This is a genomic window from Pseudomonas sp. NCIMB 10586 (assembly GCF_023127895.1).
Taxonomy (GTDB): domain Bacteria; phylum Pseudomonadota; class Gammaproteobacteria; order Pseudomonadales; family Pseudomonadaceae; genus Aquipseudomonas; species Aquipseudomonas synxantha_A.
In genome coordinates this window covers 44,652-57,590 of record NZ_SPKQ01000018.1, presented here as the reverse complement: position 1 = coordinate 57,590, position 12,939 = coordinate 44,652, and the positions used below count along the sequence as shown (strand labels likewise).

The 12,939-nt window shown below is 58.4% G+C and carries 13 protein-coding genes; 6 read left to right on the top strand and 7 right to left on the bottom strand.

Translation table 11 applies throughout. The features are described 5' to 3' along the window. Positions 1–50 precede the first annotated feature (50 nt). Positions 51–905: an MIP/aquaporin family protein gene (locus E4P01_RS08365; protein WP_032877537.1), complete on the bottom strand. Its 855-nt coding sequence runs from the start codon at positions 903–905 to the stop codon at positions 51–53. Positions 906–1,232: 327 nt separating this feature from the next. Here E4P01_RS08365 and ybaK point away from each other — a divergent pair, with 327 nt between their 5' ends. After that, entirely contained in the window at positions 1,233–1,703 is a 471-nt protein-coding gene (gene ybaK / locus E4P01_RS08360) for a Cys-tRNA(Pro) deacylase (RefSeq protein WP_005785257.1), read from the top strand. Positions 1,704–1,765: 62 nt separating this feature from the next. Here the strand turns inward: ybaK and E4P01_RS08355 are convergent, their stop codons facing one another. Both E4P01_RS08355 and argF read right to left on the bottom strand, forming a co-directional pair. Continuing rightward, complete coding sequence (locus E4P01_RS08355; RefSeq protein WP_078820412.1) at positions 1,766–2,809, bottom strand: ABC transporter ATP-binding protein; 1,044 nt, start codon at positions 2,807–2,809, stop codon at positions 1,766–1,768. After that, the gene (gene argF / locus E4P01_RS08350) at positions 2,806–3,726 is read right to left on the bottom strand and encodes an ornithine carbamoyltransferase (RefSeq protein ID WP_057701405.1); all 921 of its coding nucleotides are present in this window, start codon (positions 3,724–3,726) and stop codon (positions 2,806–2,808) included. Before argF ends, E4P01_RS08355 begins: the two co-directional genes overlap by 4 nt. 433 nt (positions 3,727–4,159) lie before the next feature. Between argF and E4P01_RS08345 the strand changes: the two genes are divergently transcribed. Together E4P01_RS08345 and grxD are read left to right on the top strand one after the other, a co-directional pair. After that, complete coding sequence (locus E4P01_RS08345) at positions 4,160–6,268, top strand: molybdopterin oxidoreductase family protein (protein ID WP_032877531.1); 2,109 nt, start codon at positions 4,160–4,162, stop codon at positions 6,266–6,268. A gap of 86 nt (positions 6,269–6,354) precedes the next feature. Then, positions 6,355–6,693 carry a Grx4 family monothiol glutaredoxin gene (gene grxD, locus E4P01_RS08340; protein WP_005785264.1) on the top strand — a complete coding sequence of 113 codons (339 nt, stop codon included), beginning with the start codon at positions 6,355–6,357 and terminating at the stop codon, positions 6,691–6,693. 61 nt (positions 6,694–6,754) lie between these two features. On the opposite strand, the gene bfr is transcribed toward grxD, so the two are convergent. Both bfr and E4P01_RS08330 read right to left on the bottom strand, forming a co-directional pair. Continuing rightward, entirely contained in the window at positions 6,755–7,225 is a 471-nt protein-coding gene (gene bfr / locus E4P01_RS08335) for a bacterioferritin (protein ID WP_005785266.1), read from the bottom strand. A gap of 200 nt (positions 7,226–7,425) precedes the next feature. Further along, on the bottom strand, positions 7,426–7,644 hold the full coding sequence (locus E4P01_RS08330) for a bacterioferritin-associated ferredoxin (RefSeq protein ID WP_005785268.1): 219 nt from the start codon (positions 7,642–7,644) through the stop codon (positions 7,426–7,428). Positions 7,645–7,888: 244 nt separating this feature from the next. Here E4P01_RS08330 and E4P01_RS08325 point away from each other — a divergent pair, with 244 nt between their 5' ends. Continuing rightward, positions 7,889–8,491: a peroxiredoxin gene (locus E4P01_RS08325; protein ID WP_003172097.1), complete on the top strand. Its 603-nt coding sequence runs from the start codon at positions 7,889–7,891 to the stop codon at positions 8,489–8,491. Between the two features lie 68 nt (positions 8,492–8,559). Here E4P01_RS08325 and rnt read toward each other — a convergent pair whose 3' ends face one another. Both rnt and pyrC read right to left on the bottom strand, forming a co-directional pair. Continuing rightward, on the bottom strand, positions 8,560–9,231 hold the full coding sequence (gene rnt, locus E4P01_RS08320; RefSeq protein WP_005785271.1) for a ribonuclease T: 672 nt from the start codon (positions 9,229–9,231) through the stop codon (positions 8,560–8,562). Continuing rightward, positions 9,228–10,274 (bottom strand): dihydroorotase, encoded by a 1,047-nt coding sequence (gene pyrC, locus E4P01_RS08315; RefSeq protein ID WP_005785273.1) that lies wholly within the window; start codon positions 10,272–10,274, stop codon positions 9,228–9,230. Before pyrC ends, rnt begins: the two co-directional genes overlap by 4 nt. A 156-nt stretch (positions 10,275–10,430) precedes the next feature. On the opposite strand from pyrC, the gene E4P01_RS08310 reads away from it, so the two are divergent. Both E4P01_RS08310 and E4P01_RS08305 read left to right on the top strand, forming a co-directional pair. Next, the gene (locus E4P01_RS08310; RefSeq protein WP_032877528.1) at positions 10,431–11,339 is read left to right on the top strand and encodes an OmpA family protein; all 909 of its coding nucleotides are present in this window, start codon (positions 10,431–10,433) and stop codon (positions 11,337–11,339) included. A gap of 128 nt (positions 11,340–11,467) precedes the next feature. Further along, a complete protein-coding gene (locus E4P01_RS08305) occupies positions 11,468–12,685 on the top strand; it encodes an argininosuccinate synthase (protein ID WP_005785276.1) in 1,218 nt (405 codons plus the stop codon). The last annotated feature ends 254 nt before the right edge of the window (positions 12,686–12,939 follow it).

Below are 12,939 nucleotides of genomic sequence, written 5' to 3'. Positions count from 1 at the left end.
AGTCAGAAATCAGCCTGGGCCGTGAAGGGCAGGGGACCAGGCTGGCGCTTTCAGGAAATACGAGTCTTGCCGTCGACAGCCGTGTCAGGTGTTTCAGCTATAGCAGGTGCTGCGCTCGGCAGGTGGCGAGCGATCAGCCCGCGATAGGCGGCAGCACCGAGGCAAGCACCGACAATCGGGGCGAATATCGGTACCAGGAAGTAAGGAATATCGCGACCGCCAGTAAAGGCCATTTCACCCCAACCGGCGAAAAAGGTCATCAGCTTGGGCCCGAAGTCCCGTGCCGGGTTCATCGCAAAGCCGGTCAGCGGGCCCATGGCGCTACCAATCACGGCGATCAATAAACCGATCAGCAGCGGGGCCAGCGGGCCGCGAGGCAGGCCGTTGTTGTCGTCGGTGAGGGCCATGATCACGCCCATCAATATTGCGGTGATGACCATTTCCACCAGGAATGCCTGGGCCGTGCTCAGCAATGCATGGGGGTAGGTGGAGAACACCGACGCCAGTTCCAGGCTGGCCTGGGAGCCACGGACCATCTGGTGGGTTTGTTCGTAATCGAAAAAAAGATTGCTGTAGAGCGTGTACACCAGTGCGGCGGAGCAGAATGCGCCGGCGACCTGGGCGAGAATATAGAAGGGCAGTTTGCGTTTTTCGAAGTCGGCAAAAAGGCACAGGGCGATACTTACCGCCGGGTTGAGGTGAGCCCCGGATATACCGGCACTCAGGTAGATCGCCATGCTGACACCGATCCCCCAGATGATGCTGATTTCCCATAACCCAAAGCTCGCACCCGCGACCTTGAGCGCAGCGACGCAACCGGTACCGAAGAAGATCAGCAGCGCAGTGCCTAGGAACTCGGCCATGCATTGGCTCGAGAGTGAAGGCTGTTGAAGAGCAGTTGTCATGGAAAACCTCAGTTGTTGTTCTTGTCTGGCGCACTGCCTCAACGGGCGGTTGCGCGATTTTCACCGTAACGAGGATCCCCATCCTTAGCCGCGGCTTACTGCTGGAGCACTGATGGACTATTCCTACAGTATTCGGAAACGAAAAAATATAGACAAGAATGACCGCTGTCAAAGGTCGAAAGTGAACCATTGGTCACTTTCGAACTATTGGTCTGGTGAATGATCACGCCCTTTATACCGAGCTTGTGACCCAGCAGTGCTTGGACTAGAGCGTTTTGCCGGCGCTTGGCCTAGAATTGGGCACCTGTTTTCCCTGCCGGAGACGCCATGACGCCCGCACTGGATTTGTTGAAAAAAGTTCGCGCCGAACATCGCATTCACAGTTATGAACATGACCCCAAGGCGGCGTCGTATGGTCTGGAAGCTGCGGAGAAATTGGGCCTCGACCCGGCGCAGGTGTTCAAGACGTTATTGGCGAGCAGCGAGAAGGGAGAATTGTTGGTGGCGGTGGTGCCGGTCGTCGGAAGTTTGGACTTGAAGGCGCTTGCCCATGCGGCTGGCGTAAAAAAGGTCGAAATGGCAGACCCGGCGGCAGCGCAGCGGTCTACTGGCTATCTGTTGGGCGGTATCAGCCCGCTGGGGCAGAAGAAGCGCTTGCGCACGTTTATCGACGAAACTGCGCAACCCTTTGCAACGATTTTTGTCAGTGCCGGGAGGCGAGGGCTGGAGGTGGAATTGCCCGCCGCGGTGCTGGCTGAACATACCCAAGCCAAATTCGCGGCCATCGGCCGGGCCTGATGATCAGCCGTGTGGAGATCTAATGGGGGAGGGGGCTTGCCCACTCCCACATGTATAACCGCTTACGCCTGGAACAGCACCAGATGCTCGGCCGCCACTCGAATCCCCACGTCCGTCCCCACCTGTTGATCAACATGGCTGGGGAAAATCGATTCCAGCTGAGCGCCCGTTGGCAGTTGCAACCGGTACAAGGTCGAGGCGCCCTGGAACGTCTTGCCGACGATCCGGGCTTTCAATGCGCTGTCCGGTGCGTAGACGATGTCGTCCGGGCGTAGCAATACATCCACCGCGCCACCTGTGGGCCAGGTATAGGCGCGATTGCCGCGCAGGTCTCCCAGTTCGGTGCTCACTGACTCCGGTGAGTTCAAGCGACCTCGAATGAAGTAACCCTGCCCGATAAAGCTGGCGACATAGGGCGTCTGCGGTTCGTGGTAAAGGTTGTAGGGCGTGTCCCATTGCTCCAGACGACCTTCCTTGAACACGCCGACATGGTCGCTGACCGCGAAGGCTTCTTCCTGGTCGTGGGTCACCAGGATCGCACTGGTGCCGCGTGCCTTGAGGATGTCGCGCACTTCATGGCTGAGCTTGCGGCGCAATTCGCCATCGAGGTTGGAAAAGGGTTCATCCAATAGCAACAGTTGCGGCTCTGGCGCCAGGGCGCGGGCGAGGGCGACGCGTTGTTGCTGGCCACCGGAAAGCTCATGAGGGAAGCGCTTGCCCAGATTCTTGAGGTTGACCAGTTCCAGCAGCTCGGCGACCACACGATCCTTTTGCGGATGTTTGCGAATACCAAAGACGATGTTGTCTGCCACGCTCAAATGCGGGAACAGTGCGTAGTCCTGGAACACCATGCCAATACGCCGTTTCTCCGGTGCCAGGGTAAAACCTGCACTGGAGATGACTTCGCCCGCCAAGCTGATTTCGCCTTCGTGTACCGGTTCAAAGCCGGCAATGGCGCGCAAGGTGGTGGTCTTGCCGCAACCGGACGAGCCAAGCAGGCAACCGATGTCGCCGGCATTGAGGTGCAGGTTGAGGTTCTGCACCACCCGTTGATCTTGATAGCCGCATGCCAGATTGCGCAGGTTCAGCAGTAATGGCTGGCTCATGCGTGGTGGTACGACGGTGGGACGAGAAACTCGAGCAAGGCTTTTTGCGCATGCAGGCGGTTTTCGGCCTGGTCCCAGGCGACAGAGCGTGGGTCATCGAGCAGGTCGAGGCTGATTTCCTCACCTCGGTGAGCAGGCAGGCAGTGCATGAACAGTACGTCCGGCGCTGCGGTATCGAGCAGGGCACGTGTCACCTGGAAAGGTGCGAACTGGGCCAGGCGCTTGGCCGTTTCGTCTTCCTGGCCCATAGAGGTCCAGACGTCGGTGCTGACCAGGTGTGCGCCGACCACCGCATCCTTCGGATCACGCAGCAACTGCACGCGGCCATCGGCCTTGGCCATGAACTCGGCGCTCGGCTCGTAGCCTTCAGGGCAAGCGATACGCAGGTGGAAGTCGAACTGGATCGCCGCTTCTATATAGCTGTTGCACATGTTGTTGCCGTCACCGATCCAGGCCACGGTCTTGCCCTGGATCGAACCGCGGTGTTCGAGGAAGGTTTGCATGTCGGCCAGCAACTGGCAGGGGTGCAGGTCGTCGGACAGCCCGTTGATCACCGGCACGCGCGAGTTGGCGGCAAATTCGGTCAGGGTGCTGTGGGCGAAGGTACGGATCATTACGGCATCGAGCATCCGCGACATAACGATGGCGCAATCGCTGATCGGCTCGCCACGGCCCAGTTGGGTATCACGCGGGGACAGGAAGATCGCCTGGCCACCCAGCTGGATCATGCCGGCTTCGAAAGACAGGCGTGTACGAGTCGAGGACTTCTCGAAGATCATCCCCAGTACACGGTTTTTCAAGGGCTCAAACAGTACGCCGCGGTTACGCAGGTCTTTAAGCTCAATGCCTCGACGGATCACGCTGACCAGCTCTTCGGGCGTGCAATCCATCAGGGAGAGAAAGTGCCTTGCGCTCATCATTAACTACCTTTTTGCAACAGACCGCAGATACTCAAAGCCTTGTTTATTGTGACAACGGGCGAGACCTGCGGCGAAAGCCGCACGGGGCGACGAAATAGGGGAAGGCGCGATATTGACATTAAATGTCGCGTCTTACCAATAGGGCTACGGTTTTTAAGAGTGTTCAAGCAGGGCGCTGACGCGCGTTTGAAGACGATTTCCTGACAGCAGCGGGCCATTTGTACACTGGCGCCGAGACCTTTTGCAATGCGCGGGGGCGGGCCCAGGCCAGGTTGTGTCGGTTTTAGTCGGTGCGCGGGAGGCTTCTGAAACATTTGCTCATGGTTAGCCATGCCTTTGCCTATGCCCGTCGATTCACAGCGCGAAGGTTGCTGGCGCCCTGGGCGGTCGCGGGCCATAGTTGGCCAAAGCCCTTATAAAGAGACTGGCCATGACCAAGACTCTCCATCACCGTGCCTGCCACCTGTGCGAAGCCATCTGCGGCCTGACCCTGGAAACGACTCAAGCCGAAGACGGTCGCCTGGCGATCACCTCGATCAAGGGCGACCCCCTGGACAGCTTCAGCCGCGGACACATCTGCCCCAAGGCCGTAGCGCTGCAGGATATCCAGAATGACCCGGACCGCCTCCACCAGCCCATGCTGCGGGTTGGCAACGAATGGCAGCCGATCTCATGGGAAAGTGCCTTTGCGCTTGTAGCCGAACGCCTTGCGGGTATCCAGGCCCGGCATGGCCAGAACGCGGTGGCGGTTTACCAAGGCAACCCCAGCGTGCACAACTATGGGCTGATGACGCACAGCAATTATTTTCTTGGCCTTTTGAAGACGCGCAACCGGTTCTCTGCAACCTCCGTCGACCAGTTGCCCCACCATCTGACCAGTCACCTGATGTACGGCCATGGCTTGCTGCTGCCGATCCCGGACATCGACCACACCGACTTCATGCTGATTCTGGGTGGCAACCCGCTGGCGTCCAATGGCAGCATCATGACCGTGCCCGATGTGGAGAAACGCCTCAAAGCCATCCAGGCACGGGGCGGTAAAGTGGTGGTGGTCGACCCTCGACGCAGCGAGACGGCGGCGATTGCCGATCAGCATTTGTTCGTACGCCCCGGCGGTGATGCGGCGTTGTTGTTCGGGGTGCTCAACACCCTGTTTGCTGAAGGGCTGACCCGCGCCAGCCATTTGCCGGTTGAAGGCCTGGACGACGTACGCCGGGAGATCGCCAACTTTAGCGCCGAGGCCATGAGCCGCCAATGTGCAGTGCCTGCCGAGCAGATCCGTCAATTGGCGCGAGATTTTGCGGCCGCCGATAAAGCGGTGTGCTACGGACGCATGGGCGTCTCGACCCAGGCGTTCGGCACGTTGTGTCATTGGCTGGTGCAGTTGATCAACCTGGTGACCGGCAACCTGGATCGGGTGGGAGGTGCGTTGTGCACCACACCAGCGGTGGACCTGGTGGCGTCGACTGGCGGTGGGCATTTCAATCGCTGGCAGAGCCGCGTGTCCGGGCGTCCCGAGTACGGCGGGGAACTGCCGGTGTCAGCCTTGGCCGAAGAAATGCTCACCGAAGGTGAAGGGCAAATCCGTGCCCTGGTGACGGTGGCCGGCAACCCGGTCCTGTCGACGCCCAATGGCCGTCAACTGGAGCAGGCGCTGGATGGGTTGGAGTTCATGGTCAGTGTCGATCTCTACATCAACGAAACCACGCGTTATGCCGACCTGATCCTGCCGTCCACATCGGCATTGGAAAATGACCACTACGACACCACCTTCAACATGTTCGCGGTGCGCAACGTCACGCGCTTCAACCGCGCGATCCTGCCCAAACCCGCAGGCGCGCTGCACGATTGGGAAATTTTCGTCGGCTTGGCCAAAGCCTTTGCGGCGCAGACCGGCGTGTCACTCAAACCCACAATGCCGCCCGCGCAAATGATCGATTTCGGGCTGCGCGCCGGCACTTATGGTGATGCGTCTGTACATAAGCTGTCGGTGGCGATGCTGGCCGATCACCCCCACGGCGTAGACCTGGGCCCGCTCCAGCCAAACCTGGGCGCGCGGCTGAAAACCGCCGATGGCAAGGTGCAGGCGGCACCGCCGGTGATCCTGGCGGACCTGTCGCGTTTTGCCGCGCAACCGGTGCCTGCGGTGGACGAACTGCTGCTGATTGGTCGCCGTCATGTGCGCAGCAATAATTCGTGGATGCATAACTATCACCGGCTGGTGAAGGGCAAGCCGCGCCATCAACTGTTGATGCACCCCGACGATCTGGCCAGTCGGCAGTTGAGCGATGGCCAGCGAGTGCGAGTGAGTTCGCGCATCGGCATGATCGAAGTGGAAGTCGTGGCCAGCACGGACATGATGCCGGGTGTGGTCAGCCTGCCTCACGGTTGGGGTCATGATCGTCCGGGCGTGCAGATGAGCATCGCAAGCGGCCAGCCGGGTGCGAGTGCGAATGACTTGACCGACGAGCGGCAACTGGATGAGTTATCGGGTAATGCGGCGCTCAATGGGGTGCCGGTGCAAGTGGCGGCTGCGTGAGGTGCCCGAGCACTGCGCTGGGATTTTGCGTTACAATGCGCCACCGTGCCGACCTGTGAGTCGCAAAGTTCCAGCCGAGGTGTTCCATGGATATCATCGAAACGATCAAAGACCAGATTGCCAACAACACCATTCTGCTCTACATGAAGGGCGCGCCTAACGCTCCTCAGTGCGGTTTTTCCGCAAAAGCCTCCCAGGCCATCATGGCGTGTGGCGAGAAGTTCGCCTACGTGGATATCCTGCAGAATCCGGAAATTCGCGCCAACCTGCCTAAATACGCTAACTGGCCGACTTTCCCGCAACTGTGGGTAGCCGGTGAGCTGGTTGGCGGCAGCGATATCATCACTGAAATGGCAGCCGATGGTTCGCTGCAAGCGCTGATCAAAGACGCAGCGGAAAAAGCGGCAGCCAAGACTGAAGCTTGATTGACCTGCAATAAAAAGCCCCGCTTCTCTGACGAGAGCGGGGCTTTTTTGTATGTAGGGGTTATTCACCCATCTGCGATTGCAGGTAGTTCTCCAGGCTGACCTTGTCTATCAGGCCCAACTGGGTTTCCAGCCAGTCGATATGCTCTTCCTGGTCTTCCAGGATGTCTTCCAGCAGCTCACGGCTGCCGAAATCGCCTTTGGTCTCACAGTGGGCAATCGCTGCCTTGATGTCGCTGTGGCTTTTGCGCTCAAAGCCCAGGTCACTGCCGATCATTTCCTGAGTGTGCTCGCCGATGTTCAGCTTGCCCAGGTCCTGCACGTTCGGCAGACCTTCCAGGAACAGGATGCGCTTGATCAGCGCGTCGGCGTCCTTCATGGCCTTGATCGATTCTTTGTATTCACGCTTGCCGAGCTTTTCCAGGCCCCAATCGTCGTACATGCGCGCATGCAGGAAGTACTGATTGATCGCGACCAGTTCATTGGCAAGGATTTTGTTGAGTTGCTGGATGACTGAGATGTCGCCTTTCATGACTGGGGTCCTGCCCTGTAATAGCTGTGTATAAGGGGGAGTCTGAGCGGTGAAAATCCCAGTGTCAAACCTAAGTTATTGAATAATAAATGAAAATTAATCGGAATAAGAATGTTTGTGTTCCGCGTCTTGGCGCTAACTAATTGAATTACAGGCATAAAAAAACCGGACACAAGGTCCGGCTCTTTAAAACATGCCTATCAGGCGTGTGTAAATTCTGTCGAGTAGGGGATCGCGGCCTGGGCTGTTTGCAGCTGCGTCAGGGTTTCCCGTACCACTTGCTTGGCGAGGCAGGCGCATTTGCCGCACTGGCTGGCAACGCCCGTGGTTTCACGCACTTCTTTGTAGCTGCAGCAACCTTCGTAGATCGCTTCGCGGATTTGTCCGTCGGTGACGCCAGTGCAGAGGCAGACATACATAAGTGAGAACCGTCGCGGGTTTATGGCTTAAGTGCGATGGATCTTAATGTTAACGAGAATGATTGTCAAAATAGTTTCAGCAGCAATCCGAGAGGAATTGCCCGTGCGCTGACGAACGGTTTTTTCGGTGTATGATGGTCGGTCTTCACGAAGCGTGATTGCGTCATATTTCTGTCTGCTTCCACAGGCAGACTCGACCGGTCCTTTTACTTCAATCGTCACCCCCTATATCAGGAGATATCCAATGAGCGTACTCGTCGGTAAACAAGCCCCGGATTTTGACGTTCCAGCCGTCCTCGGCAATGGCGAAATCGTAGACAGCTTCAAACTGTCTGAAGCCATCAAAGGCAAATACGGCCTGGTATTCTTCTACCCGCTGGACTTCACTTTCGTCTGCCCTTCGGAGCTGATCGCCCTGGACCACCGCATGGACGATTTCAAGGCGCGCAACGTAGAAGTGGTTGCCGTGTCCATCGACTCCCATTTCACCCATAACGCCTGGCGCAACACCGCCATCAACGACGGCGGCATCGGCAAAGTCAAATACACCATGGCTGCCGACATGAAGCACGACATCGCCAAGGCCTACGACGTTGAGTCTGAAGGCGGCGTCGCTTTCCGTGGCGCGTTCCTGATCGACGACAAGGGCGTCGTGCGTTCGCAGATCATCAACGACCTGCCGCTGGGCCGTAACATGGAAGAGCTGATCCGCCTGGTTGACGCCCTGCAATTCCACGAAGAGCACGGTGAAGTCTGCCCTGCCAACTGGAAAAAAGGCGACAAAGGCATGAACGCTTCGCCAGAAGGCGTTGCCGCTTACCTGACCGAGAACGCCGGCAAGCTGTAAGCCTGCGTCGAGGTACAAAAAAACCGGCCTGAAAAGGCCGGTTTTTTTATGGGAGGGGCGGTGCAGGCTCAGTCGTTGAAGTCTTCCCAGCCACCCATCTGTTTCCAGCGGTTGACGATGCCACAGAACAGGTCGGCGGTCTTTTCGGTATCGTAGCGGGCCGAGTGGGCTTCACGACCATCAAAGTCGATACCCGCTGCCTGGCAGGCTTTGGCCAGTACGGTCTGGCCATACGCCAGGCCTGCAAGGGTGGCAGTGTCGAAGCTTGAGAACGGGTGAAACGGGTTGCGCTTCATGTCCAGGCGCGCCACGGCGGCATTCAGGAAGCCCAGGTCGAAGCTGCTGTTATGGCCGACCAGGATCGCGCGTTTGCAGCCATTGGCCTTCAGCGCCTTGCGCACGCCACGGAAGATATCGGTCAGTGCTGCTTCTTCACTGACGGCCATGCGCAGCGGGTGGTCGAGCTTGATCCCGGTGAACTCCAGGGCCGCGGCTTCGATATTGGCGCCTTCGAACGGCTCGACACGGAAGAAGTGGGTGTGTTCCGGGAACACGAAACCCTGTTCGTCCATGCCGATGGTGGTTGCGGCGATTTCCAGCAGGGCGTCGGTGGCGCAGTTGAAGCCACCGGTTTCTACGTCGATGACAACCGGCAGATAACCGCGAAAACGCTCGGCCATCGGGTGGCGCGAGCCGCCGCCACTGTGCTCTTGTTCGTCATCGTAATGGTCTTCACTCACTTGCTTTCCTCCAGCAGGCGCCAGCGCAGTGTTTCACCGGCGCGCAGCGGGATAACGGTCAGCTCGCCAAACGGCAGGCTGGCGGGGGCGGTCCAATCTTCACGGACCAGGGTAATGCGGTCGGTATTCGCCGGCAGGCCGTAGAAACGCGGACCATTGAGGCTGGCAAAACCTTCGAGTTTGTCCAGGGCATTGCGCTGTTCGAATGCTTCGGCATACAGCTCGATGGCGGCAAACGCCGTGTAGCATCCGGCACAACCGCATGCGGCTTCCTTGGCGTGCTGGGCGTGGGGCGCCGAGTCGGTGCCCAGGAAGAACTTCGGGCTGCCGCTGGTGGCGGCATCCAGCAGTGCCACCTGGTGAGTGTTGCGCTTGAGGATCGGCAGGCAATAGAAGTGCGGCCGAATTCCGCCCACCAACATGTGGTTGCGGTTGTAGAGCAGGTGGTGAGCGGTGATGGTCGCGCCAACGTTAGCCGAAGCTTCGGTGACGAACTGCACGGCATCGGCGGTGGTGATGTGCTCGAACACTACCTTTAAAGTCGGGAACAACTCGACCACACGACGCATGTGTTCGTCGATGAAGATTTTCTCGCGATCGAAAACATCCACATCGCCACGGGTCACTTCCCCATGGATCAGCAACGGCATACCAACTTCGGCCATGGCTTCGATCGCCGGCAGGATCTTGTCGATACTGGTCACGCCGGAATCAGAGTTGGTGGTCGCGCCGGCCGGATAGAGCTTGGCAGCGTGGACGAAGCCGCTAGCCTTGGCCTGGCGAATCTCTTCAGGCTGGGTGCGGTCGGTCAGGTAGAGCACCATCAACGGTTCAAAGCGGCTGCCGGCCGGTCGTGCAGCGAGAATACGCTGGCGATAGGCGTCGGCTTCTGCGGCATTGCGCACCGGAGGTACCAGGTTAGGCATGATGATGGCACGGCCAAACGTGCGCGCCACATCGGCCACGGTTTGGGGTAACGCAGCACCATCGCGAAGATGAATATGCCAGTCGTCGGGACGCAGCAGGGTCAGGCGGTCGGACATTGGGGATTCCAGGCGGGTCAATCTGGTGGGAATGCTACCGGAAAAGACTCTTGCAGGCACTCGCTATCAAGTTTTGCCGGATGCGACCGATATCCCCGGGTATGCCCTAACGATGTATGACGCTTTGAAGTGTTGTAGAAACCAGTGGAGCCTCCCGTGCGCCAGCATTATCTAGCCCTGCTCAGTGTGTTCGCCAGCCTGCCCGCTATGGCCCTCACGTTCCAGACCCGTCTGGAGAATATTGAGTGGAAGGTAGAGGGCGACCAGTTCGAGTGCCGCCTGACGCAGCCGATCACCGACTTTGGTTCCGGGGAGTTCGTGCGCCGGGCCGGCGAGCAGGCGACGTTTCGCCTGAAAGCCTATAACGGTGCGTTTGGCGCAGGCTCGGCAACCTTGTTGGCCGCCGCTGCGCCCTGGCAGCCGGGCCGAGGCGATATCAACCTCGGGGCGGTACGTGTCGGCAGTGGCGACGTACTGTTCAATAGCTCCCAGGCCCAGGCCGGGCGCCTGTTCACTGGATTGCTTGAGGGGCGCAGCCCGACCGTACGGCATTACGCGCGCGAGGGCGGGTACTCGGAGGTGCGTCTGCTGCCGGTGAGGTTCAGCAAGGCTTACAGCGACTATCAGTCGTGCACTGCCAAGCTGTTGCCCATGAATTACGATCAGGTCAAGCAGACTGAAGTCGGATTCCCCGGTGGCGGCATTGAGCTGGACGCTGCCGCCAGGAAGAAGCTGTCTGTGATTCTTGCGTTCATGAAGGCCGACCCTACCGTCAATCATGTCGAGTTGAACGGCCACTCGGATAACAGTGGCAATCGCCTGACCAATCGCGACGTCTCGCGCCGCCGCGCCCTGGCGGTGATGGATTACTTCAAGGCCAATGGCATTCAGGAATCGCAGATCACCCTGCGTTTCCACGGCGAGAGCTACCCTCTGGCACCCAACACCAGTGCCGCCAACCGCGCCCGCAACCGCCGTGTGAATATCCAGCTTGAGCGGGTCGCTGCCCCCGAGAAACCGGCATCCCAAGCCACGGTACCGAGCAACCCGGCGGCTACCTCGTAGGTGCGACCATCGGTCGCCCACTCGACATAATCTGTCGCTTTATCTTCATTTGCTGTCGCGCCCCTGTAATTTCGCGGTTTTGATCGGTAGAATCGTTGCCTTTCCGTACAACCCCGTGGAGTGATGGCATGGCCGACGTAAACAAGGTCGTTCTCGCGTATTCCGGCGGCCTGGACACTTCGGTGATCCTCAAGTGGCTGCAGGATACTTATAACTGTGAGGTGGTGACCTTCACCGCTGACCTGGGTCAGGGCGAAGAGGTCGAACCTGCACGTGCCAAGGCGCAAGCCATGGGCGTGAAAGAGATCTACATTGACGACCTGCGCGAAGAGTTCGTCCGCGATTTCGTATTCCCGATGTTTCGCGCCAACACTGTCTACGAAGGTGAGTACCTGCTGGGTACCTCCATCGCACGTCCGCTGATCGCCAAACGTCTGATCGAGATCGCCAACGAAACCGGCGCTGATGCCATTTCCCACGGCGCCACTGGCAAGGGCAACGACCAGGTGCGTTTCGAACTGGGTGCCTATGCACTCAAGCCAGGGGTAAAAGTGATCGCCCCTTGGCGTGAATGGGACCTGCTCTCCCGTGAAAAGCTGATGGATTACGCTGAAAAGCACGCGATCCCGATCGAGCGTCATGGCAAGAAGAAGTCGCCGTACTCGATGGACGCCAACCTGCTGCACATCTCCTATGAGGGCGGCGTCCTGGAAGACACCTGGACCGAGCACGAAGAAGACATGTGGAAATGGACCGTCTCCCCGGAGAACGCTCCAGACAAGCCACAGTATCTGGAACTGACTTACCGCAACGGCGACATCGTCGCGTTGGACGGCGTTGAAATGTCTCCGGCCACCGTGCTGGCGACCCTCAACCGTATCGGTGGCCAGCATGGTATCGGCCGTCTCGACATCGTCGAGAACCGCTATGTGGGCATGAAGTCCCGCGGCTGCTATGAAACCCCGGGCGGCACCATCATGCTGCGTGCTCACCGTGCCATCGAATCCATCACCCTGGACCGTGAAGTCGCCCACCTTAAAGACGAGCTGATGCCCAAGTACGCCAGCCTGATCTACACCGGTTACTGGTGGAGCCCTGAGCGTCTGATGCTGCAACAGATGATCGACGCCTCCCAGGCCCACGTGAACGGCGTTGTGCGCCTGAAACTCTACAAGGGCAACGTGATCGTCACGGGTCGTAAATCCGATGAGTCGCTGTTCGACTCCAACATTGCGACCTTTGAAGAAGACGGTGGCGCCTATAACCAGGCGGATGCGGCGGGCTTCATCAAGCTGAACGCCCTGCGTATGCGGATTGCTGCCAACAAGGGGCGCTCGTTGTTCTGAGTGTTGCCTCGGTTGTGAAAAATGGCCCCTTATCCAAGGGGCCATTTTTTTTGCTTGTTTATTATTGGATGAACATAAATAGGGCAATGATGTTTATCAGTGTTTAGCGGGTGCTTGAGTGTGTTTTTTCTGAAACTTTACTGGTTGTTTTACTTTTTTGCGTTTTGTTTTTAACGCTGAATGATTTTTTACATCTGCTGAGGAACTATGTCTGACAGAAAATTCACTCATGTAACTGCAATAGCGAGGTTATT

Excerpts from the sequence above, each read along its gene's own strand:
- E4P01_RS08365 (WP_032877537.1), bottom strand. The coding sequence starts at position 905 with ATGACAACTGCTCTTCAACAGCCTTCACTCTCGAGCCAATGCATGGCC.
- ybaK (WP_005785257.1), top strand. The coding sequence starts at position 1,233 with ATGACGCCCGCACTGGATTTGTTGAAAAAAGTTCGCGCCGAACATCGC.
- E4P01_RS08355 (WP_078820412.1), bottom strand. The coding sequence starts at position 2,809 with ATGAGCCAGCCATTACTGCTGAACCTGCGCAATCTGGCATGCGGCTAT.
- argF (WP_057701405.1), bottom strand. The coding sequence starts at position 3,726 with ATGAGCGCAAGGCACTTTCTCTCCCTGATGGATTGCACGCCCGAAGAG.
- E4P01_RS08345 (WP_032877531.1), top strand. The coding sequence starts at position 4,160 with ATGACCAAGACTCTCCATCACCGTGCCTGCCACCTGTGCGAAGCCATC.
- grxD (WP_005785264.1), top strand. The coding sequence starts at position 6,355 with ATGGATATCATCGAAACGATCAAAGACCAGATTGCCAACAACACCATT.
- bfr (WP_005785266.1), bottom strand. The coding sequence starts at position 7,225 with ATGAAAGGCGACATCTCAGTCATCCAGCAACTCAACAAAATCCTTGCC.
- E4P01_RS08330 (WP_005785268.1), bottom strand. The coding sequence starts at position 7,644 with ATGTATGTCTGCCTCTGCACTGGCGTCACCGACGGACAAATCCGCGAA.
- E4P01_RS08325 (WP_003172097.1), top strand. The coding sequence starts at position 7,889 with ATGAGCGTACTCGTCGGTAAACAAGCCCCGGATTTTGACGTTCCAGCC.
- pyrC (WP_005785273.1), bottom strand. The coding sequence starts at position 10,274 with ATGTCCGACCGCCTGACCCTGCTGCGTCCCGACGACTGGCATATTCAT.
- E4P01_RS08305 (WP_005785276.1), top strand. The coding sequence starts at position 11,468 with ATGGCCGACGTAAACAAGGTCGTTCTCGCGTATTCCGGCGGCCTGGAC.